The 22,207-nt window shown below is 31.3% G+C and carries 16 protein-coding genes; 13 read left to right on the top strand and 3 right to left on the bottom strand.

Annotated elements, in window-relative coordinates; all coding sequences use genetic code 11:
- Positions 1-735: 735 nt before the first annotated feature.
- Positions 736-2,838, bottom strand: coding sequence for an ATP-dependent DNA helicase RecG (gene recG / locus ASC44_RS04630; protein WP_055446449.1), 2,103 nt, complete (start codon positions 2,836-2,838; stop codon positions 736-738).
- A gap of 225 nt (positions 2,839-3,063) precedes the next feature.
- Between recG and ASC44_RS04625 the strand changes: the two genes are divergently transcribed.
- A complete protein-coding gene (locus tag ASC44_RS04625) occupies positions 3,064-5,124 on the top strand; it encodes a M1 family metallopeptidase (protein ID WP_055446448.1) in 2,061 nt (686 codons plus the stop codon).
- Positions 5,125-5,179: 55 nt separating this feature from the next.
- Positions 5,180-6,106, top strand: a complete 927-nt coding sequence (locus ASC44_RS04620; RefSeq protein WP_055446447.1) for a patatin-like phospholipase family protein — start codon at positions 5,180-5,182, stop codon at positions 6,104-6,106.
- 90 nt (positions 6,107-6,196) lie between these two features.
- Here ASC44_RS04620 and ASC44_RS04615 read toward each other — a convergent pair whose 3' ends face one another.
- Positions 6,197-6,718: a DUF7935 family protein gene (locus tag ASC44_RS04615; protein WP_055446446.1), complete on the bottom strand. Its 522-nt coding sequence runs from the start codon at positions 6,716-6,718 to the stop codon at positions 6,197-6,199.
- A 283-nt stretch (positions 6,719-7,001) separates the two neighbouring features.
- On the opposite strand from ASC44_RS04615, the gene ASC44_RS04610 reads away from it, so the two are divergent.
- From ASC44_RS04610 to ASC44_RS04565, 10 genes are all read left to right on the top strand, one after another.
- A complete protein-coding gene (locus tag ASC44_RS04610; RefSeq protein ID WP_055446445.1) occupies positions 7,002-7,598 on the top strand; it encodes a hypothetical protein in 597 nt (198 codons plus the stop codon).
- A 35-nt stretch (positions 7,599-7,633) separates the two neighbouring features.
- The gene (locus ASC44_RS04605) at positions 7,634-9,391 is read left to right on the top strand and encodes a carboxypeptidase regulatory-like domain-containing protein (RefSeq protein WP_055446444.1); all 1,758 of its coding nucleotides are present in this window, start codon (positions 7,634-7,636) and stop codon (positions 9,389-9,391) included.
- A gap of 70 nt (positions 9,392-9,461) precedes the next feature.
- Positions 9,462-10,142: a hypothetical protein gene (locus ASC44_RS04600; RefSeq protein ID WP_055446443.1), complete on the top strand. Its 681-nt coding sequence runs from the start codon at positions 9,462-9,464 to the stop codon at positions 10,140-10,142.
- Between the two features lie 35 nt (positions 10,143-10,177).
- Complete coding sequence (locus tag ASC44_RS04595) at positions 10,178-10,867, top strand: hypothetical protein (protein ID WP_152973270.1); 690 nt, start codon at positions 10,178-10,180, stop codon at positions 10,865-10,867.
- A 136-nt stretch (positions 10,868-11,003) separates the two neighbouring features.
- Complete coding sequence (locus ASC44_RS04590) at positions 11,004-12,428, top strand: LVIVD repeat-containing protein (RefSeq protein WP_055446441.1); 1,425 nt, start codon at positions 11,004-11,006, stop codon at positions 12,426-12,428.
- 25 nt (positions 12,429-12,453) lie between these two features.
- Positions 12,454-12,765 (top strand): hypothetical protein, encoded by a 312-nt coding sequence (locus ASC44_RS04585; protein WP_152973269.1) that lies wholly within the window; start codon positions 12,454-12,456, stop codon positions 12,763-12,765.
- A gap of 4 nt (positions 12,766-12,769) precedes the next feature.
- Positions 12,770-13,327, top strand: coding sequence for a hypothetical protein (locus ASC44_RS04580; protein WP_055446439.1), 558 nt, complete (start codon positions 12,770-12,772; stop codon positions 13,325-13,327).
- Between the two features lie 43 nt (positions 13,328-13,370).
- Positions 13,371-16,220: a sensor histidine kinase gene (locus ASC44_RS04575; RefSeq protein WP_152973268.1), complete on the top strand. Its 2,850-nt coding sequence runs from the start codon at positions 13,371-13,373 to the stop codon at positions 16,218-16,220.
- Between the two features lie 3 nt (positions 16,221-16,223).
- Positions 16,224-16,961, top strand: coding sequence for a LytR/AlgR family response regulator transcription factor (locus ASC44_RS04570; protein ID WP_055446437.1), 738 nt, complete (start codon positions 16,224-16,226; stop codon positions 16,959-16,961).
- 86 nt (positions 16,962-17,047) lie between these two features.
- Positions 17,048-18,808 (top strand): carboxypeptidase-like regulatory domain-containing protein, encoded by a 1,761-nt coding sequence (locus ASC44_RS04565; RefSeq protein ID WP_055446436.1) that lies wholly within the window; start codon positions 17,048-17,050, stop codon positions 18,806-18,808.
- 71 nt (positions 18,809-18,879) lie between these two features.
- Here ASC44_RS04565 and ASC44_RS04560 read toward each other — a convergent pair whose 3' ends face one another.
- Positions 18,880-20,457: an FMN-binding glutamate synthase family protein gene (locus ASC44_RS04560; RefSeq protein ID WP_055446435.1), complete on the bottom strand. Its 1,578-nt coding sequence runs from the start codon at positions 20,455-20,457 to the stop codon at positions 18,880-18,882.
- Positions 20,458-20,612: 155 nt separating this feature from the next.
- Here ASC44_RS04560 and ASC44_RS04555 point away from each other — a divergent pair, with 155 nt between their 5' ends.
- Entirely contained in the window at positions 20,613-22,181 is a 1,569-nt protein-coding gene (locus ASC44_RS04555) for a hypothetical protein (protein WP_055446434.1), read from the top strand.
- Positions 22,182-22,207: the final 26 nt, after the last annotated feature.

The following is a 22,207-nucleotide window of genomic DNA, read 5'->3' as shown; positions in this document are numbered from 1 at the left end:
GCTAAAGTAGTACTAATAAAAAAGAAGCTTCGCTCTTTTTCTTCAAACCATCCGCTTTTACTTTGTAAAACCACCTTCCTTCAACTGAAGGAAGGAGCGCTTTGTGATTGGTATTTGGGTTTAAAGTTCTATTTTAAAGTATTTCTATAAGGTTTGTTATGTAGTCGCTCTCCTCTTTATTTTAAAAGAGGAGAATGAATTTAAATTCAGATAGAGAATTTGAAGAAAGAGGAGTTTTTTTAACTGTTGTTATAAAGTTGTATTTTTAAAAGAAGCTATGCTCTTTTTCTTCAAACCATCCACTTTTACTTTGTAAAACCACCTTCCTTCAACTGAAGGAAGGAGCGGTGTGCTATTGGTGTTTGGTTTTAATGTTCGATTTTAAAGTATTTCTATAAGGTTTGTTGTGTAGTCGCTCTCCTCTTTATTTTAAAAGAGGAGAATGAATTTAAATTCCGATAGAGAATTTGAAGAAAGAGGAGTTTTTGTACTGTTGTTGTTAGGTTGCGTTTAAAAGAAGCTCCGCTATTTTTCTTCAAACCATCCGCTTTTGCTATGTAAAACCACCTTCCTTCAACTGAAGGAAGTAGCGCTGTGTGATTAGCATTTGAGCAAAACGATAATAATTTGTGAGACTTTAGTTAAGAGCAAGACCACACAGATTAGTGAGAATTAGTGTTATTCTTGTGTAAAGAACAAGAGTAGGCAACTAAATACTGTGACTGCGACTAAAAATTAACTAATATAATTCCAGATGTTTTTATACTTACTCATTTGTCTGTAAGTTTCTAAAATTACAGCATTTTCTGCATGACCAAGCGAAGGATCTATTTCTAAAAGTTTTTTAGCATGGTGTCTTGCATGTTTTAATATGTCGCTGTCTTTTATAATATCTGCAATCCTAAGATTTAGTATTCCGCTTTGTTGTGTTCCCATAATATCTCCAGGTCCACGAAGGTTTAAATCTACCTCTGCAATTTCAAAACCGTCGTTGGTTTTTACCATGGTTTCAATTCGTTTTTTACTGTTTTCAGACTGCTTGTGACTCGTCATTAAAATGCAATAACTTTGTTCTGCTCCACGACCAACTCGACCTCTTAATTGGTGTAATTGAGAGAGCCCAAAACGCTCTGCACTTTCTATAATCATGACCGATGCATTTGGCACATTTACGCCAACTTCAATTACAGTTGTTGCCACCATAATTTGTGTTTGTCCTTTTATAAAACGTTGCATTTCGAACTCCTTATCTGCAGGTTTCATTTTGCCATGAACTATCGAAATTTGAAACTCTGGAGCAGGAAAATCTCGAGCAATACTTTCGTAGCCATCCATTAAATCTTTGTAGTCCATTTGTGCACTTTCTTGTATCAAAGGATAGACAATATAAACCTGTCTTTTCTTCTTGATTTCAGAGCGTATAAATTGAAAAACTTTTAGTCTATTTGAGTCGTATCTGTGGACTGTTTTTATGGCCTTTCTACCAGGTGGTAATTCGTCAATTACAGAGATGTCTAAATCACCATAAACAGACATGGCTAATGTTCTTGGAATTGGTGTTGCAGTCATTACCAAAACGTGAGGAGGGAAGGTGTTTTTTTTCCATAATTTAGAACGTTGCTTTACACCAAATCGATGTTGCTCGTCTATAACTGCTAAGCCTAAATTTTTAAATTTTACTTTATCTTCGAGTACAGCATGTGTACCAATTAGGATGTCTAATTCTCCACTTTCTAGCATTTCGTGGATCTCTCGACGTTCTGAAGTTTTACTTGAACCTTGAAGCAGTCTAATACTGATTTTCAGATTTTTACACAAGTCAACTAGTCCGCTGTAGTGCTGTACTGACAAAATAGCAGTAGGCGCCATTAGACACGCTTGAAAACCATTGCCAACCGCTATTAACATTGACATAAGTGCTACAATAGTCTTCCCGGAGCCCACATCACCTTGTAAAAGGCGGTTCATTTGGGCATTACTACCCATATCTGCTCTAATTTCTTTGAGTACTCTTTTTTGCGCACCAGTTAATTCGAACGGCAAATGGTTTTTAAAAAAGGTGTTAAATGGTTCGCCAACGGTTTCAAAAGGAAAGCCTTTTATCTTCGATTTATGGATTAAATTTTTAAGAATTAATTGTAATTGTATGTAAAATAATTCTTCAAATTTTAGTCTGAATTCTGCCTTAAAAAGTGCTTCAGAATCTTTAGGGAAATGAATGTTTAAAAGCGCTTCAGATTTAGGTACTAATTTTAAATTTTCAAGCAGGTTTTTAGAGAGCGTTTCTACGAACTTTCCACCAGTTTCTATGAACAGATTTTGCATGATTTTTGTCATCATTCTGTTCGTGATTCCTCTGGTCGATAACTTCTCTGTCGATGGATAAATAGGTTGCAAAGCAGAGCGTAAATTTTGCTCATGTTCAGACAATAATTCTATGTCTGGATGTGCCATATTATATTTTCCGCCAAAGCTATTTGCCTTCCCAAATATAACATAAGGGACATTTAATTTTAGACCTTCTCGAATCCATTTTTGACCACGAAACCAAACCAATTCCATGGTGCCAGTTTCGTCTTGAAAAGTAGCGACTAATCGCTTGCCTCTTTTTTGACCAACCTCCTTAAAATTTGTAATTTTTCCAATAACTTGAACCTCGGCAGTATTTTGATAAAGCGTATTTATGGTGTAATATTTTGTACGATCTAAATAACGATTTGGAAACAAATTAATAAGATCTTGATAGGTGTGTATGCCTAGTTCCTTGCGAAGCAAATCGGCTCGATTTGGTCCAACACCTTTTAGGTAATCTATAGAAGTTTGAAGATTTATTGCCATTAGAAAACGAAATTAAGGTATTTCTTTTTAAAGTAAAAGTATATTTCTTTTGTTGTTACTTCTAGTATTTTTTGAAGCATAGATAAAAGGTATCAAGATCCTTAATTATTAACATTACTTCGAAACAAGTAATCTATTAAAACTTTATGTTTTTATTGTGTTTTGCTATTTTCATAGAAATCTTAAAAAATTGTATTTTGGCTTCATACTTGTTTAAATCTACTTATGAGACACTTCCTTTACATTTTAACTGCACTGCTATGTTTTTCCGCGAAAGCGCAACAAACTGAATATGTTGATTTTAAAAAAGCAAAAGCTTTACTTGGCATAGAGATAAAGGATGAGAAAATTAAAGGTTCTGTAGATTATCAATTTGATGTTTTAAAAACTACAGATTCTATATTTATAGATGCAGTAGGTATGGAATTTGAGTATGTTTTACTTAACGGGAAACCTGTAAAGCATTCTAATAAAGGTAAGAAACTTTGGATTTACAACAGTTTTAAACCTTCTTTAGAGAACAAGTTATCTGTTGGTTACACCACGTTTCCTAAGAAAGCAATGTATTTTATAGCGGAAGAAAATAATAATCAAGTTTGGACTCAAGGGCAAGGTAAGTACACTAGTAATTGGTTGCCAAGTTTTGATGACATGAATGAGAAACTTGAGTTTGATTTAATTATTGCAACAGATAAAAATTATGAGGTTATAGCAAATGGGAAATTAGTATCGGTTAATGCTGATGAGTTTGGTAGGCCTATTAAAATTTGGCATTACAACATGCAAAAACCAATGCCGAGTTATCTGGTAGCTTTAGCCATTGGTAAATACAATAAAAAAGAAATTGTTTCTAAAAGCGGAATACCGATTGAGTTATATTATTACCCTGAAGATTCTGCAAGAGTAGAGCCAACGTATCGTTATACAAAACAAATGTTCGATTTCTTAGAAGAAGAAATAGGTGTTGCTTACCCATGGCAAAACTATAAGCAAGTACCAGTTAAAGATTTTTTGTATTCTGGAATGGAGAATACAAGTCTTACTATTTTTAGCGACGATTTTATGATTGATGAAACTTCGTTTGTAGATAAAAACTACGTAAACGTAAACGCACATGAATTGGCGCACCAATGGTTTGGCGATTTTGTAACAGCAACAGAAAGCAAGCACCATTGGTTGCAAGAAGGTTTTGCAACATATTATGCTTTATTGGCTGAGCGCGCTGTTTTGGGCGACGATTATTATTACAATACGCTTTACGACTATGCAAAGGAGTTAATTAACCAAGAAATTGCAGAAGAGGCAACAGCTTTACTGGACCCGAAAGCAAGCAGCACGACCTTTTATAAAAAAGGAGCTTGGGCTTTACATGTTTTAAAGGAGAAAGTAGGAGAGAAAGCGTTTAAAGAGGCTGTTAAGGGTTATTTAAACAAGTATGCTTTTAAAAATGTAGAGACACAAGATTTTATTTCTGAAGTTGAAAAAGTATCTGGACAAAATTTAGGTAGTTTTGAAAACGAATGGTTATTGTCTAAAAAACTACCAATTGCAAAAATGAGAGCTACTTTAAAGCAAAATAAAAGTATTGCTTTTTTAGAAACTATAGACGATGCCGATTATTTAACCTATAGAACAGACGAGAATGGATACATTGCTTCTAGTTTGGTTACAGAGTTACCAAAAGGTTTTTATACTGAAAGACTAGCGGTTTTAAAAGAAGCGATAAAGAAACCAGAGTATCCAACGTATAAAGATTTAATACAAGAAGCTTTTAATTCTAATGAAATAAAAACGAGGCAACTATTGGCAAGGTACATTCCAGATGGTTTTAAAGCGGAAAACGAATCGTTGTTAAAAGACGCGTCGTACACTACAATAGAAATTGCTTTGATGAATTTATGGTCTAAGTTTCCTAACGATAGAGCTAATTATTTAAATGCTACAGAAGGTGTTGTTGGTTTTAACGATAAAAATGTAAGATGTTTGTGGTTAACCTTAGCATTAGCAACACCAGAATATAATGCAGGATTAAGTAAACGTTACATGAAAGAGTTGGGGAATTATACTTCTTCGGAATATGGTTTTCAAACACGACAAAACGCATTTAGTTACATTAATAACCTAAAGATTTTTAATATTGAAACCCTAATTAATTTAATTGATGCTACACATCACCACAATTGGAGATTTAAGAGTTTTGCAAAAGATTTATTAAAAACCTTATCTGAAGACGAAAAACATAAAGAGATAATCGCTAATTTGCAAGAGGAACTTAAAAAGCAATAGTTTTAGCTTATATTTCCAACTCAATTAAAACTAACCAAGAAACAAATAAGCATTTTTGAAAGCATTAGTAATTTCAGGAGGAGGAAGTAAAGGCGCATTCGCTGGAGGTGTTGCACAGTATCTTATAGAGCAAGAAGGTCGAGAATACGATATGTTTCTAGGAACCTCAACAGGAAGTTTATTGGTGCCACATTTGGCTTCTAACGATATTGGTAAGTTATACGATGTGTTTACACACGTAAACCAGCATTCTATTTTTAGTATCAATCCATTTGTAATAAAAAAGAAGAATGGTAGAGAGTATGTGTCTATAAACTACTTTAATACCATGCTTCAGTTTATAAAAAAGAAACGCACATTTGGCGAGAGCAAATCTTTAAAACGATTAATAAAAAAGAAATTTACTTTAGAGGAGTATAACAGAATTCGAGAAGAGAAAGAAGATGTTGTAGTAACGGTTGCCAATCTCTCTAAAAACAGAACAGAATATAAATCGATTAACGATTATAGTTACGAAGAGTTTTGCGATTGGATATGGATTTCTTGTAATTACATTCCGTTTATGTCTTTAGTAAAACGTAATGGTTTTGAGTATGCAGATGGTGGATTAGGCTGTGTTGTGCCAATAAGAGAAGCTATTAATAGAGGAGCCACAGAAATTGACGCTATTATTCTAGAAAGTGAAAACTTAGAATACAATAAGGTATTAGGTAAAAATCCGTTTTCTTTAATGATTAACCTTTTTGGTCATTTACTAGATCAAGTAGAACGCGGAGACATTACTATTGGTAAGCTAGCGGCTTTGCATAAAAACGTAACTTTAAACTTATATTATACACCAACAAAATTGACTGAGAATTCTCTTATTTTTAATAAGAAATTAATGGAAAAATGGTGGATGGAAGGTTTTTTATATGCTCAAGAAAAGCATGGAGATAGTAATCCGTTAAGGTCTACAGTGCCAATAAAACCAAATTTATAAACCTAATTAAATCGAGGACATAAAAAAAAGCATATCAATTTAGTCTACGCGTAAATCATTGATGTGCTTTTTTATTATGTTTTGTTTTGGCTACTGCCAAAGTTCGCTAACCTCTTGTTTTATGTAAGATAATCCTGCGCTACTTGGAGGTGTTTTATCCATCATATCTGTTAATATAGTTTCTCTTAGTTTATCTGCAGAATCTATTTTATCGCTTAGTGCAGCTTTTCTTATTAATTGAATAGTAGCACTTTTAGAAGCATTAATAATACTCCAACAACTGTCTGTAACATAAATTTGTTGCGATAAGTTGTGTTCGAATTCTTGTTCTATGCTATTTATTAAAAGTATTTCGTAGTCGTCTTTATTAGAGGATACAGGAGAAATTCTAATTAATAATTTATTTGGAGAAATACGTTCTAAAAACAACGAGAAACGCTCGTAGGCCTGAAAACGTTGAGGTAATGATTCCTTTTGAAGCTGCTTAACTATTAAAAATTTTCGTCTGTTATCTTCGTTCTCTACATGCTCTCTAAAAAACAAAAAAGCTATAGCTCCAACAATTAAAGACGGTACAGCATACATTAACAAATTCAATAATTGATCTCCCATTTTTATTCAGTTTTAGATATTGAACAAACTTAATATGTTTTTAAGTATTGTACAAGAAAACCGTTCATGGAATGAAAGCTCTTTTTTATAGAATGAAAACAACGTGTTGTAAAATAGCAATGTTTTATTGTCGGTTTCATCGTTATTTTTGAAATGCTATTAATCTGAATACAGAATCGGTTTTATTTACGTGAGTGACTATTACCGATTCTTTTTTTTAAAAATAAGGGTAACAAAATGGTTGCTGTCTTTATATAAGTTTATAAATACTAAAACTTAAATCATGAAAATTTCACTTAAAACACTTTCAATACTATTGGTTTTTATAATATCTAGCTGCAGTAGCGACGATAATTTAAATACACCTGTAAATAGTTGTAACGAAGGTTATGTAATTACAGAAGTAGCAGATACTTTTTCTAGTGCAAACGGTTACACAGGTATAATTGATGGAAAACCATTAGAAGTACACCATTATGCAATAAGAATACTTGCCGATGGTAATATATGCAGTGTAGGTTATCAAAATCCTGTAGGCTATTCGGGTAATTATACTATTAAAATGACGAATAATAATAACGGATTTATTTACGAAGATGATTTTTCATTTTCGCAATCTCAGTTAGAATTTCATAATATCTCTCAAACATTAAGTGTACAAGCAGGAGATTATATTAGTGTATGGAGAACAATTGCTCCCGGTTATACTAATATAAATCAAGCAGAAGGTAAAATTATAGAGAGAACCGATAACACTTCTTTTTTATATCCAATAACAGGTGTTAATGTAAAATTTGAAGCCTCAAGTTTTGAAGGTGGTGGAACTGCAGAATATGATACCGCTATTCCGTATATCGCTTTAGGATTTGAAACTAATTAATAAAAAAAAACAATAATCTTCTAAAATTATAAATAATGAAAAATTTTTTAAAACCAATATTGCTATTTTTATTAGCGCTTACCATTTATAGTTGTAATAAAAACGAATCGATAGACGGCGAAGGTACTCCCGGAGGAACAAATCAAGAATTTGAATTTGGAAGTCAAGTGCAACGTGATTTTATGGGTTCTATAAAAGACGAATCTAACGTTGCAATTAGTAACGCTTTAGTAAGCATAGGTACAAAAACGGCAACAACAGATGCAAAAGGTATTTTTATTATAAAAAATGCTACAGTACAAGAGCGCTTTGCATATATAGAAGTAAGTAAAATAGGCTATTTAAAAGGATTAAAAACGGTAGCGCCTACACAAGATGTTAGTCAGGTAGATTTAGTATTGTTAACAGAAAACATACAGCCACTACCATCAAACAGTCAAATACAATTAATTAATGGAACAAAAGTAACCTTTAATGGCGGTTTTGAAGATGCTTCCGGTAATGCTTATAACGGAGTTGTTAATTACTCGATGAACCATATAGATCCTGCGAGTCCAACTATTGCTAACGAAATGCCCGGAATGCTTTTAGGTAAAACAACTGCAGATGATTTCGAAATGTTACAAACCTATGGTATGTTGCATGTTAGTTTAACAGATGCAAGTGGTAATCCTCTTCAAATAGCAGCTGGAAGTACTGCTGAAATTAGAATGCCAATTCCAAGTGTATTGTCTGGCGCTGCACCTGTTACTATTCCGTTATGGAGTTTTGATGAAGCTGTTGGTTATTGGGTAGAAGATGGATTTGCTACCAAAACAGGTAGTGAATATGTTGGTACTGTATCTCATTTCTCTTGGTGGAATTGCGATATAAATTTTCCAACAGAAGTATTATGTTTAACTGTTGAGGACGCTAACGGAAACCCATTAGCTAATGTAAATGTAGACTTATCTTTTCCTGGTAATCCTTTTCCTGGAACAGGTGTATCTAATGCGTTAGGAAGAATATGTGGTGTAGTACCAACTAATCAAACGATAACATATACTGCTTACGACGATTGTGGAAATACCTTGTCAACAAACACTATTGGTCCTTTTACCAATGCTACAACTTGGATAAACGAAACGATTACGATACCCAATAGTCCAGCATTACAAACTATTACTGGAAACTTTTTAGACTGTAATGGTAGTCCTGTAATAGATGGTTATGTAGAGTTAAGTTATGGTGGATATCAAACTATTCAATACATAGAAAATGGTGTTTTTGAGATAAGTACATTAATATGTAATGGAAGTACAAGCGGTTTTGTAGAAGGTTTAGATTATAATAATTCACAATCTACAGGAGTGATTCCTTTTATCTTTTCTCAACCAGTATCTAATATAGGTACTATTATTTCTTGTAATTCTATAGACGAATATGTTACCTATCAAGTAGATAATGGACCAGCCGTTACAACGCAACAGATTATGATTAGTGCTTATAATAGTGGTACAACCGGATTTCAGGTGCTTGCTGATAGTGAAACATCATTTGACGAAGTTAATTTTGAAATAGACACCACGGCAATTGGCTCTTATAGTCTAACAGATGCAAGTGCACCTTTATTAGTTATCTCAGAAATTGATTTAAATACAGACACTACAACCACACAGAATTTTGAATTTATAATTACAAATTTTGGAGGTCCAACGGAATATATTGATGTTACCTTTTCTGGAGATTTTACAGATGTTAATGGAATAACAAGATCTATTACAGGTACAATTCATGTAAGAAGAGATACATAATAACTATAAACTTAGGGTAACATTTTTAGAGTCTTATTGATATAAAGATGAACACTTAAATAATTTAATTATGAAAACATTAAAAACACTTAAAGTATTATTAATCTTAGTAACAATAACGCTAGTTGGTTGTGATAATAATGACGACCAACAAACAATTCCTGTAACACCAACAGACGGTTTTACAATTAACAATAGTTTTAAAGGAACAGAGAACGCATACATTACCATTGATCAAGCAGATATTGATGGCGGAGGTTTTCCAGATTATTATAATTTTTTCTTTACAGATGGTAGAATGACTGATTCTTTTGGAGATGTAGGTATTGGGTATGCTTATGGCTACTCAGACAATACAACCAATTTAGTAAAGTTAAAAGTAATAGCAGGTGCTTCTAATCCAAGTTTAACAGCAGGACTAATTAGCTCTGGAAATAGTTATATCGCTTCTAGTGTATTAACAAACGGATTTAATGCAGGTTATTCAACCGATTCATTATTGGGTTATAACGTGCAACCAGATCCTACTTTTGGAACAGAAAACGGACTAGATTTTTGTCATATTCAAGAAGCTAATGGTGCTTGGTATTACGTTGGAACATCTGGACCAATTGTACATATTAATGCTATCAATATAGATTATTCGACACCTTCAAACAGTACTATTGATATCGATTATACTTTTTTAGATACAAACGGTACAACGATTACAGGTCACTATGAAGGGACTTTAGGATTGATATTAGATTAACATCACAACATTATTCAACTTAAAAATATTTAATTATGAAAATTATAAAATCACTTTTAATCCTACTCGCAGTAACAATGTTTAGTTGCGATAGTAATGATGACGAAGTAACGCCAGATCCAGTAGATCCATCTACAACTCTCGATGGTTTTACGCACCATGAAAACAATACAACTCCTGTTTTTTATCCAACATCTAATGCTTATATAGAAATTGATGAAGATAATGATGATGCTTATCCATTAGCTCCAGATTATTATGGGTTCTTCTTTTTAAACGGAAGATTATTAGATAACGATACAGATATAAACGGAACGAGTGATGAGGTGTTACTATCAGTAAATACAACACAATTTGTTGTACTTAGCATAGATGTTGCAGTAAACCCAAGTTTACAAACAGGTATTCCACCAACAGCTGGTAATACATATATCGCTTCAAGTAACGATTCTAATGTTGTTACAGATTTACAGGTAGATTCTTCAAGTCCGCAAACGTTTATAAATATAGATGGTACAAATGTAGAATTTGGCGAAGGCAATGAAACTAATAGTACTATTTATAGTCCAGCATCACTTGGACATTCGGTTACAATTAATGCTATAAACATAGATAATGTAAACCCAACCAACAGTACAATCGATGTAGACTATACGTTTGTAAATACTTCTGGTGAATTAATTTCAGGACATTACGAAGGCACATTAGGTGTTTTTGAAGACTAAAAACAAGTATAAATGTTTCCATAATTATACGTTTTTTATAAATGTTTTAATAGCAGAAATTCGTAATAATAGTAACAAAGATTGTGATGAAACAGTAGATGAATAAATTTAAATAAACGACTTAAAAATTTTTAAAATGAAAAATAAAATAACACTACTACTAATAATAGGTTTAATATTTGTTGGTTGTAATTCGGACGATGCAGAAGAGGTGCAATACAATCCATGCGATACTAATGCTCAAGGCTATACTATATCTACTTATAATGATAATTATATAATAGATGACCAAGCGTTAACAGTGCATTATGTAACAGGTCACCCTCAAGGTAATTATTTCCATATTTTTAATAATAATGGTCCAACTGTTACCAATTTTTACACTTTTGCAGTAAATAGTGGAGACACTTCTACTTTAGAACAAAATTGGAACACAACAGGAGGTAGCTTTTTGTCAATAGATAATGATCCTTTTTATGGGACTTCACAATATCCAATGAACTTAACAACTGTGCAAGGAGGATCTCAAATAGGTGATAGAATATTATTAGAGTTTTCTGGTACAGGAGAAGGCCTTGTAGAAGGACAATACTGTGTAGATATAGACGAGGTAATAACAGCGTCAGATTATGTTTACATTACAGATGGTTCAGATTTTAAAATTGTTAATGTATTTGATCCTTACTTACCTTATGTTGAGTATTCAGCAACAGCAAACACAGCGTACTTTGTTGAGGTAATAGATAATACTGCATATTTAGGCTATTTTGATGCCATTGAACCATTTTTAAACAGTTACGATGTAACAAATACAGGTAGTGTTAGTCTAAATCAATCTATTGCAAAAAGTGGACAGTTTGGAAGGCTTTCAGATATTGATAAAATTGGAGATTATTTATATGTTTCAGATGAATATAGAGGTATTCACCATATAAATTTATCTACTCAAGCAGTAACTTCTTTTGAGAATCATGACGTTATGAGCTTATCGTTAATTAATAATAGAATAACTGCTTTAGGTATTTGGGCCGGATTATACGGTTTTGATGTTACAGACCCAAGTTTTCCAGTTAATTCTAATTATCTTATGTTAGATTTTCCTACAGATATTGATATAGCATCATACCCGAACGCAAACGCAAGTTTTCATAGTTGGATAAGAAATAACGGTACTCAACATTTTGTAGCAAACATTGAAGATGCAAAACTTAAAAAAGTAGAAGAAGGTACTTTGGGTTATTCAACGGTATCTGAAGTGGATATTTCAGGATATGCAACCGCTTTTAAAGTGGATAGTAATTATGGTTTTATAACTACAAAACCAAGTAGTTCTGCGCCTTTACAAAGTAGTTTTGATGGTGTTACTATGGTAGATTTAAGTAATATGGTGGTGGTAGATTCTCAAGCATTAAGTAATGCAAGTGGTGTTACTGTTAAGTCTAATATAGCGTATGTAACAGATGAAGATGGATTACACATTTACGATGTAAGTCAAGGAAGTTTAAATCTTATAAATACGTATTCACCAGGATTTGGTAATTATATATCTATTAACAATTAATTAAAGTATTGTAAGTTAAATAAATATGAAGATAAAATATATTTTTCTGCTTTTGGGTTTGCTTGTTTTTAATTGTAAAAATGAAAGTAAGACTACAGTTTTAGAAAATAAAACACAAACTGAAAAAGCAATTGAATTAAGCGAAGCTGAGAAAACAGAAATTGTAAAATATTATTTAATTAACGGAAGAAATTTAGACGAAAAAAATTTCTATAAAATCATTTTTCTTAATGATATAGCAGATGGTGTAAAGGTTATTCACTATGAAGGTAGAGATGCCTTTTTTGGTTTCCCTTTTCGTGATGCTTTAAAATTTTATAACGATAATAAGAAGTGAAAATATGAAAACAATTTTAAAATCAATAATGTTATTAACTATCGTTTTAGTAGCTTTTGGCTGCAGTGACGACGATGATGGATCTACCACAACTGGCAATACAAATGAGTATTTTAAATATACTATAGATGGAGTAGAGCGTATTTTCGATTATGATATAGAAGCCCATCTTGAAACAGATGGGACCACAATAATAGATAAATATGAAATTAATGCTTCTGGGCAACAATCAAGTGGAGATTTAAGACGAATTGCAGCTGTTTTTTCTTTCGATAGTTCAGGAGCATTTATGCCAAATACAATATATAATTGGGGTCTTGCATTAGATAGTAATCCTGCAGCAAAATTCTATTTTGGTGAAACTACTCCAAGTCATATTTTTGGACTTTCAATAGATTATACTTCAAATCCCATAGATGCTACTGTAACATCTGTAATCCCGTCAAATGTTGGCGACTATTTAGAATTTACATTTACAGGTACATTTCTAGATAATAGTAATGTTGTACATAATATTTCAGGAGAATGCAGAGTGCAAAGAGAAGTCACCCAAAATTATTAATCCAATAAAACCATTACTTTTGTTTTAAACTAAACAACTACAATTGAATATTATAAAACGCCATATCACTTTACTCTTCATCTTGATATGGCATTTTTCGTTTGCGCAACAGTTTACCAACTATACAACAAAAGAAGGTTTGCCAAGTAAACACGTATACAAAATGACGCAAGACGTTAAGGGTTTTATTTGGATTGCGACAGACAAAGGTTTGGTAAAATACAATGGTACCGACTTTAAAAAGTTTACAACAAAAGATGGTTTAGCTAATAACGACGTTTGGGAGATATATCCAACACCAGATGGTAAAGTGTGGTACCTCTCTAAAACATCTAAACTTGGATATATTGAAAATGATAGTGTACATGCTTTCGAAAGTGAAGAAAAAGGAGAGATATTTAATCCTATTTTATCCAGCCAAATTGGAAATGAAATTTTTCTAACAAGTACCAATAAAACCCATGTTTTAAAAGATGGAAAATGGAGATTGTTACAACAAAGTAGACTTAGAAGTTTAGATGCTGTAAGGTATTTAAAGCATCCTATTATATCGTATTTTAAAACAACTACATTATTAGATTCGCTTATAATTCAAGATAAGAACAATAAAACTATTAAAAAATATGATTTTAATACTGTCTTAAAAAAAAATAATTATAGAGGTCAAATTACAGACAGTCTTTTTTATTGGGTAAACGATAAGCAGTATAACATTATCAATTTAAATACTTTAGAATTATATAAAAGAACATTTAAAGATGAAATTGGAATTGAAAAATCTAAACATGTAAGATTAAATTTAATTAATAATCAAATACAAGTTTCAGGAGAAGGTTTTGTAGGTATTTTAGACAAAGACCTACACATCAAGCAAACATATTATATACCTAGTAATTTAAAAGCTCATTTTGGTTTTATCGATAAAACAGGATCTATTTGGATCTCTACTTTTACAAATGGTATTTACCAATTACCAATAGAGAAGCAAAATGTAAATTATTGTTTAGTAGATAAAAGTGTTACTAATATAAACAACGTGAACAATAAGATTATTGCTAATGTTTTTAGTAAAGGCTTTTATGAATACGATATTTTAAAAGATGAATTTGTTCCATATATAAATGAAGAAAGTTATATCTATAATGCAACTTTTATTAAGGAGTTAGATACGGAATATTATATTTCTAAAAGAAATTTAAAAGCAGTTAGAAACAATATAGTTACAGAGGTTAAAGTAGATTCAGGATTATATAACGTTAACGATAAAGCAAGGGAGTTAGCATACTATAATGACTATTTATACGGCGTTTATTCCGTAGGTATAAATAAAATTAATCCAAACAGTTTTAATGTTGAGGCAAGCTACGCGCAAAGTGGAATAAACCATTTGTTTACTTTTAATAATATGCTATTAGTAGCAACATCTAATGGTTTAAAGTTTTTTAAGGATGGTAAATTTGAATCTGTTAATTTCACTAATCAAGAATTTAATAAATCTATTTTAAAAATCAATAAAATTTCAAATAAAGAAGTTTTATTAAATACCGATGGATTTGGAGCATTTATTTCAGACTTAAAAACGATTAAACAATTACCAGATTCAGAGTTTTTAATTGTAAATAATGCATTTATAGAAAATGAAATTATTTGGTTAGCTACAGAATCGGGAGTGTTAAAATACGAGAAGGTAGAAAATAATTATAGTTTAAAACAAGTAATCACTAAAAACGATGGTTTACCATCAAATAGTGTAAGTGGTATTATTGTTAAAGGAGAAGAGCTTATAGTAAGTACAAATAACGGAATCGCTATTTTGCCTAAAAATCAAGAAAACAAATCGCAATTATTGGATATCTATTTTGAAAATGTTAGGTATAATAATAAGCCAATAGTAGCATCATGTGGAGCAGTTTTAGATTATGTAAAAAATAATAGTATGAATGTTTCAATCTCAAGTTTGGATTTTTCAGAAAACAATACTAATCTTTTGTATAATTACAGATTAGAGCCTATTCAAAAAGAATGGATTTATTCTAATGTAAAAACTATAAATTTTAACGATCTTCAACCAGGGGAATATGAATTAGAAATCCAGTCTAATGCTATTACCAAAAGCTTAAACTTCACTATAGAACCCTTGTGGTGGCAAACATTTTGGTTTAAAATAGCATCTGTTTTATTAGTGGTGGTAATAATTGTTTATATGTCTTGGGAGTTAATTAGGCGTTTACAATTTAAGAAGAATAAAAAAATAGTTGAAGAGAAACGTTTCAGTGAGTTACAACTTAGTGCGTTGCGCTCGCAAATGAATCCGCATTTTGTGTTTAACTCTTTAGCGGCTATTCAATATTACATTAACAATAATCAAATGGAAGCATCAGAAGCTTATTTGGTTAAGTTTTCGAAACTAATTAGACAGTTTTTTGAGTGGTCTAAAGAAAAAGAGATTAGCTTAGAAAAGGAGGTAGAACTATTAACTAACTATCTTGATATCGAGAAATTACGCTTTAAAGATAAGTTTCAATATGTTATTAATTTAGATGAAAAACTAAAAAATAAAACAACTAAGCTGCCAACCATGCTTTTACAACCAATTGTAGAAAATGCAATCAACCATGGTATCTTTAATAAAATGGAAAATGGTAATGTTACCATTAATTTTATTGCTTTAACTGAAAAACAATTTAAAGTTGAGGTCATAGATGATGGCGTAGGTTTTATTAATACAAAGAAAAGAGGAAAAAGAAAAGTGAAATCTTCTAACGTTTTGGCAGATAGACTCAAGTATTTAAATCAATCGGGACATTGGGAAATATTTTATTCCGAAAAGGAATTACATCCTAGTTTAAATGATAAAGGAAACATATCGATATTTATTATTACGCAACTTTAATTTATGAGCACACTAACAGCAATATTAATAGACGATGAAATCTCTAACCTAAAAGGATTAGAACAAAAACTAGGTAAGCTGTTTCCGGGTATTACAATAAAGAATACGTTTCAAAAACCTGAAGAAGCTATTAAAGTATTACAAAAGGAGCAACCAGATTTAGTGTTTTTGGATATTGAAATGCCTAGAATTAATGGTTTCGATTTATTAGCGCAATTAGAAATAGTAGATTTTCAAGTAATATTTGTTACTGCTTATAGCGAATATGCAATAGAAGCATTTAAACAAAATGCAGTAGATTATGTTTTAAAACCTATAGATGATGAAGAGTTAGTAACAGCTGTTAATAAAGCATTACACATTATAAAAACAAAAAGTGAGTTAGAAAGTAGTCATAAACTTGTAAACCTTTTAACTAGCACGATCTCAAGTAATAAAATTATTGTTCCTACTCAAAAAGGGATGTCTTTTATACCTCAAGAAGAAGTATTGCATTTAGAAGGTTATGAAGGATATACTAAAATTCACTTAATCGATGGTAAAACAATAATGAGTTCTTATAACTTAGGTAAGTTTGAGAAACTATTAAGTAGCACATTTTTTAAATGTCATAAATCGCATATTATCAATCTAGAAAAGGTGAGGCATTTTGAAAATGAAGGTTATCTTGTATTAGAAGATTGTCAGCGTGTGCCAATATCAAGAAGTAATAAAAAAACCTTTTTAGAACTTTTTAATTAATTTTTTTAAAAATAAGGGTAACAAAATAGAAGGTATTTTTATATAAGGTTGAATAATAAAATTATAACATTTTAAATTTAACTAATATGAAAACTAAAAAAACAACTTCAAAAATTATTTTAGCAGTAATGGTACTATTTGCTGCGCTATTTAATTCTTGTAATCCAAATGAAGCAATAGATGAAGCTTTTGCAAATAACGATACTAATGCCGGAACTGCTGAATCTACTTTAGATCAAGGATCAAGTATTCAACGAGATTTTATCGGTAGAATAGTTGATGCAGCATCTTTACCAATTGATAATGCGAATATTATTATCGGTAACAAAACGGCAATTACAGATGCTAATGGTGTTTTTATTATATCTGATGCTACCGTTAAAGAAAGGCAAGCTTTTATTACTGCAGAAAAACCTGGTTATTTAAAGGGTATGCGTTCTGTTGTACCTACTACAGGTACTAATGCAATTCGTATAATGTTAATTAACGAAAACTTAGCAGGCACTGTTGCTTCAGGAGTTGCTAGTGAAGTGATTTTAAGTAATGGAACTAAAGTAAGTTTTGATGGTGCTTTTAAAGACGAAAACGGAAATGCATATTCTGGTAATGTAGATGTTTATATGTATCATTTAGAAACTTCTAATCCATCAATAGACGCTATTATGCCTGGAAGTTTGCAAGCGCAAAATACAAATGGAGAGGAACGTATATTAGAAACTTATGGCATGCTTAATGTTGAGCTGAAAGGAGATTCTGGTCAAAAATTAAATATTGCAGACGGTCATGTTGCAGAAATAGAAATCTCTGTAGATCCTTTACAAACAAATAATGCGCCTTCATCTATTCCATTATGGCATTTCGATGAGGTTGCTGGACATTGGATTGAAGATGGTGAAGCAAATTTAGTAGGAGGTAAGTATATTGGTGAAGTCTCTCATTTTTCATGGTGGAATTACGACGTGCCATTTCCTTCTGTACAATTTTGTTTAACAGTAGTGGATGGATCAAACATACCTTTATCTAATGTAAAAATTGAATTATGGTCAAGTGTATCAGTTTCTGGTCGCATAGCTTATTCTAATGGAAATGGAGAAATTTGTGGACAAATACCTTCAAACGAAACGTTTACTTTAAATGCATTCGATCAATGTGGTGTGCAAATCTATACAACAACAGTTAATACGGTAACTACAGATATTAATTATGGAAACTTAGTAATGCCAGGTGTTATAGCTAAAGTAATTTCAGGAAACTTAGTAGATTGTTCTAATGTTAACGTAACAAGTGGTTATGTAAGTTTAAATTACGGAAGCCAGTTTTCAGGTTTAGCTATTAATAATGGTGCTTTTAACATGAGTGTTATACAGTGTGCTTCTTTAAATGCGTTTACTTTAGAAGGTTTCAATTATAATACATTTGAAACAACTACAGTGTTGCCTTTTAATTTTAGTAATTCAAACGTAGGAAATTTAATAGCTTGTAGTACAATTTCAGAATACATTTCGATTCAAAAAGATAATGAACCTGTAGAGTTTTACTTAGTAAATTTAAACGCAAATTTAAACCCTGGAAATGGATACATTCAAATTTCCTCTCAAGTTAATGGAGGTATTGTTTATATAGATGGAAATTCATCAGCACTTAATACTTATACTACTTCAGATTTTAGTATTGAGTCGTCAGTATTAAATATGGATCATAGTGCACCAGATACATTACAATATACACTAGCCAACTTCGATTCGATTGGAGGTTATGTAGATTTAACTATTTCTGGAACATACACAGATAATGATGGTGTTACAAGAAATGCAACAGTTACAGTTCATGTAATAAGAGATATGTAATATAAAAGCCATTTCAGTTTATGAAATGGCTTTTATTTAGTTGCTTTTTAGATTTAAAATCTCAGATTAATTTAATCTGAGATTTTTATTTTTTGTTTATAATACCCACCTAAATGCTCGCAATCTTTTAAAGATTGCATACCGTTAAAAGGTACGGGTGTTTTTTGATATTGATAAGTAACACTAAGTTCAGAAGACAAATTATGGTCGTCTACATTTATTTCAATATCACTCATTTTAAATTCACAAGGATGCTCGTAACCTGCAGCATGTGTAATTTCTATAAATTCTTTTCTAAAAGATTTAAAGTATTGAGCAGCACGTTCAGATTTTAAAGGCACATCAATACCACGTTGTAACCATTGGCTCTGCGTTGCAACTCCACTAGGGCATTTGTTAGTATGGCAAACTTGCGCTTGAATACAACCAATACTCATCATAGCTTCACGAGCAACATTAATAACATCTACTCCCATAGAAAAAGCCATTGCAGCTTTACCAGGGAATCCTAATTTACCACTACCAATAAAAACGACTTGTTTTTCTAGTTCTTTTCTCTGAAATAATTTATATAAATCACCAAAACCGTAAACCCAAGGTAAGCTAACATGGTCTGCAAAACTTGGAGGTGCAGCACCAGTTCCACCTTCACCACCATCTACAGTAATAAAATCAGGACCTTTTCCTGTGTTTTTCATAATATCTGTAAGTTCTTCCCATTGTTCTAGTTTCCCAATGGCTGCTTTAATACCAACTGGCAAACCAGTTTCTTCAGCTATAGCTTCAATAAAATCAACCATTTCAGGAATAGTATCAAATGCTTTGTGATTTGGTGGAGATAAAACATCTTTACCTATCTCAACGCCACGAATGTCTGCTATTTGTTGTGTTATTTTGGCTCCGGGTAAAACGCCACCTTTTCCAGGTTTAGCACCTTGAGAGAGTTTTAATTCTATAGCACGAATAAACGGATTATCCTCAACAAGTTTTTTCATCTTTTCCATAGAAAAACCACCATCTTCAGCACGAACACCAAAGTAACCTGTTCCAAAATGAAACACTACATCTCCACCATTACTATGGTAAGGAGATAAACCACCTTCTCCAGTGTTGTGGTACGCTCCAGCCATTTTAGCACCTTTATTAAGCGAGTCTATTGCTCTAGCAGATAACGACCCAAAACTCATTGCCGAGACGTTAATAATAGAGGCAGGACGAAAAGGTCTTCTTCGTTTATTATGTGCGCCTATAACTTTAGCACAAGGTAAAAAGTACTTGTCTTTATTGTTAACGTGATCTTCTGCTAACTTATAAGGTATCATCGCATTATTAATAAAAATATGCTGATGTGCATAAATATCGCGATCTGTACCAAAACCTTCGTAATTGTTTTCGCCTTTTGCAGATGCATAAATCCAACCACGTTCTATACGGTTAAAAGGTAATTCTTCTCTATTATTGGCTACAAAATATTGACGAATTTCTGGTCCAATACTTTCAAACCAATACCTAACATGTCCAACAATTGGGAAGTTATGGCTAATAGTGTGACTACGCTGAAAAATGTCTCGAAGCGCTACAATAGCTATGACTATGATAATCCACAGCCACCAAGAGATGCTAGAAATAAAAGTTAAAAAAGTATCCATTTGTTATATAAATTTTAAATCAAAAATAAGGATAAACTTTAGTTTACATAATAAATAATGGAATAAAACAAAAAAGAATAGGTAATGCCAACTGCCATTGTTAAAGGTTTTTTAAATGTTATTGTAGTTAAAGGACTTAGCTTTATCTTTATAAGATGTCAGATAAGAACAGAAAAATATTTATAGCATTAACGCTTTTTATAAGTCTGCTAATAGTAGGCTTAATTATAGCTAAATCTGTAGTTAAAAATAAAATTGAAAATAATTTAGCTAGCTTACCAGAGCATGTTTCTTTAATGTATGAAAATGTAGATATTAACCTTTTAAGTGGAGATGTTAAGCTTCAAAAGCCTTTAATAACTATAAAAGGACAAACAACAAAAGAAATTAACACACAGGTAGATATGCAATCTTTAGCTATAAAAGGCTTTAGCTATTGGGATTATTTATTTAATACTACTTTGAGTATTAGTGACCTAGAATTTAACGCACCCAATGTTGTGTATTATTACAACAAATTAACAGATACAGACAAAGGCAGTCAATCTGTAATATCTAAATTAAAACAGACTTTAAACATTAAAAATATAGCTATTAATAAAGGAACATTAGAAGTTTATAATGTTGAAAATGATTCTATAATTAGTAAAATTAATAAGATCGATTTTTTAATGACTAATTTCAGTAAAGATCAATCTACTAAGCTAGGTTCTTTATTCAATTTTGAAACGTCCTCTATAATTATAAATGGTTTAGAGCATCAAGTAGGTGAATTTGAGAACTTATTTGTAGATAATTTAAAGATTGATAACAATCAAATAACTTTGTCAAACTTAAAGTTTAAAACAAAGTATTCAAAAAATGAACTTTCTAAAGTAATAGACGTAGAGCGCGATTATTTTGATTTAGAAATACCTAAAATTGAAATTAATAATCAAAAATTAGACTTTAATAACACTAAATTAATAGGTGTAGATTGTGATAATATTGTCATTAATAATCCAAAGTTTAATATTTATAGAGATAAACTTGTTGCCGATGATTTAGTTGAAAAAGATTTATATAGTAAAATGCTAAGAGGTTTAAATTTTAAACTAAATATAAATTTAATAGACATTTTAAACGGAACAATAAGCTACGAGGAAAAAGTAAAAGCAGAGCATATTGCTGGCAAGCTAGACTTTACCGCTTTTAATGCAAAACTGACTAAAATTAGCAATACTTATCTTGATACAGATAAAACTAAAATTGATATTAATTGTAATTTCATGAATAATACTCCGCTAAAAGTAGAGTGGTCTTTTAATGTAAACAATGTTAATGATGATTTTGTTTTTAAAGCCGATTTAGGAAATCTTAATGCTGATAGTTTAAACCAGTTTATGAAGCCAAACTTAAATTTAAAATTAGAAGGAGAATTATCCAAAACCTTTTTTACAATTGATGGTAATCTCGAAAAGTCTAATGTTAATTTAAAAACAAAGTATGATAAATTCAATATTATAATACTTAAAGAAAATGGTCAAGAAAAAAATAAACTACTCTCAAGTATTATAAATGTGTTTGTTTCAGAGAGTAGTAAGGATAAAGGCGATAATTTTAGAAATAGCGATACTAAAGAAGTTATAAGAGATAAAACAAAGTCCGTTTTTAATTTTGTTTGGAAAAATACACAAGCAGGTTTGCTTTCTGCAATGGCAGGAGATGGTGAAAAAGATGACTAATTGTTTATAATTATTAACAAATACAA

The sequence above is a fragment of the Lacinutrix mariniflava genome, from assembly GCF_001418015.1.
In the GTDB taxonomy this organism is placed as follows: domain Bacteria; phylum Bacteroidota; class Bacteroidia; order Flavobacteriales; family Flavobacteriaceae; genus Lacinutrix; species Lacinutrix mariniflava.
This window is presented reverse-complemented; position numbering and strand designations above follow the sequence as displayed.